Origin of the sequence: Yersinia sp. 2542 StPb PI (assembly GCF_048593855.1) — a bacterium.
In the GTDB taxonomy this organism is placed as follows: domain Bacteria; phylum Pseudomonadota; class Gammaproteobacteria; order Enterobacterales; family Enterobacteriaceae; genus Yersinia; species Yersinia enterocolitica_E.
Genome location: NZ_JAZGQA010000340.1, coordinates 1 through 2155, shown reverse-complemented (window position 1 = coordinate 2155; position 2155 = coordinate 1). Strand labels below are relative to the sequence as shown.

The following is a 2155-nucleotide window of genomic DNA, read 5'->3' as shown; positions in this document are numbered from 1 at the left end:
GTTTTATCTTATGAGGCCGATTACCGTCAGTAGTTATTGTATTCACCTGTTATCAGGGAACTCCCCCATTTACTGAGGTTATTATGAGAGTGAACAAGCCTGTCAGTCGGCAGGAGTATCCCATTGATCGCGATACCACCTTGCAATCCACCACCGATATTCACGGCAATATCGCCTATGCCAATGCCGCCTTTGTTCGCGCCAGTGGTTTTGAATATCAGGACTTACTGAGTCAACCGCACAATGTTGTTCGGCACCCAGATATGCCACCCGCGGCATTTGCGGACATGTGGCAAACCCTGAATGCTGGCTTATCTTGGTCATCACTGGTTAAGAATCGCCGTAAAAATGGTGACTACTATTGGGTACGCGCTAATGCTACGCCATTACGTCATGATGGCCGTCTGACCGGTTATATTTCGGTACGCATTGCACCCACTCGCGAAGAAGTTAAACAAGCGGAAGCACTGTATGCCGATTTTAATTCGGGTAAGGCCAGGCAGCGCCACATAGCACTATATCGAGGGTTAGTTGTTCGTACCGGTTGGTTGTCTTTATTGTCGTTGTTCCAAAAATTACCATTGCGCTGGCGCTTGCGCGGGGCATTATTGGGGGCGGCTTTACTCCCTACTGTGGCCGCCGGAGTGATTGGGATAACCGGTTTGCCATTATTCGTTTTGGCCGCAGTTAGCGTTGCCAGCAGCGTGGTGACCTCCTGGTGGTTAGAACGTCAGGTTGCCCGCCCTATCGCCGCAATTTTGCAACAAGCGCAAGATGTCTCTTCTGGGCAAGCTGGTGATTACGTACAGCTAAATCGCGTTGATGAAATTGGTTACTTGATGCGGAGTGTCAATCAATTAGGGCTGAATCTCCGTTCTCTGACGGATGACGTTAGCGGCCAGGTTGATGGTATTAACACTGCCAGCAGTGAAATTGCCGCGGGGAATCGTGAGTTAAAAGTCAGAACTGAACAGGCTACCGCTAACTTGCAGCATATCGTCAGCGCCACAGAACAATTAGTGGCCACAGTACAGCACAGTGCTAATAGTGCCAATGAAACCACATCGTTGGCCGCGATGAGCAGCCATGCCGCAGAACAAGGCAGCGAGTTGATGCATCAAGTCATTGAAACTATGGGCACGATTAATGCCTCCAGTCATCGTATTGTAGATATTATCAGTGTCATTGAAGGAATCGCCTTTCAGACCAACATTCTGGCGCTCAATGCGGCGGTTGAAGCGGCACGTGCTGGGGAACAAGGTCGAGGGTTTGCGGTAGTTGCCAGCGAGGTACGCCATCTGGCTCAGCGCTCCTCAACCGCGGCCAAAGAAATAAAACAATTAATTGAAACCAGTGTGGAGCGGGTCCGTGACGGTAGCGCCTTAGTGCAAAATGCCGGGGCCACCATGGATAATATCGTCAAACAAGCGGGTCAAGTTTCTACCCTAATCAGTGAAATCAGCACCTCAACCCATGAACAGACACAGGCACTTGGTCAAATTAACCAATCGATCGGTCAGTTAGATCAAATGACACACCAGAATGCGGCCATGGTTGAACAGTATGCCGGGGCGGCAGAAGAATTGGCGCATCGAACCCTGCGCCTAACAGCGGCTGTTCGAATTTACCGCCCAGTAAAATGAGATAGGTTGTTAGATGACATAACGCTGAAATAGTGCCAGCACTGATACTCCAACGCCCTACTTCGGTAGGCTTTGGCGAGGTGTTTAAGAACGGCATCCAGTAATGTTCGCATTAAAATTAGCGGAGAGTGTCGCAAGATATTCTCCGCTAATGTCAGATAAGATATGACCCGTCATGACTTAAGGCTATTGGCCTGACATCTCAGATGTAATCCTTTATTTTCAGCATAATATAATATGCCCAGTAGCCATAATACTGCCGCGTTTAACGTCGCCAGAGGGCTGAGTATCATTTTTTAAAAATATCACTTCGCTTTAATAAATAAACATAATTACAACGTTCCATCGTGGCATGCAAATTAATTGCCCCCTAAAAAATGATAATAATCAAAATGATGACCAATCCTTAACTCAGCCATGTTCGGTAACCGTGTTAAATATAATAGCAGTGAAGATATACATATTTCACCCATAGAGTAACAATTAAAGGATTTGATAAATGAATTATCACA

Annotated in this window: 1 protein-coding gene and 1 pseudogene; one reads left to right on the top strand and one right to left on the bottom strand. The window is 47.2% G+C overall.

All coding sequences use genetic code 11. The features are described from left to right. Nucleotides 1–83 precede the first annotated feature (83 nt). A complete protein-coding gene (locus V1952_RS21395; protein ID WP_372559238.1) occupies nucleotides 84–1643 on the top strand; it encodes a methyl-accepting chemotaxis protein in 1560 nt (519 codons plus the stop codon). Nucleotides 1644–1687: 44 nt separating this feature from the next. Here V1952_RS21395 and V1952_RS21390 read toward each other — a convergent pair. Next, nucleotides 1688–1936 (bottom strand): annotated as a pseudogene (locus V1952_RS21390) (IS4/IS5 family transposase); the annotation flags it as partial. Between the last annotated feature and the right edge of the window lie 219 nt (nucleotides 1937–2155).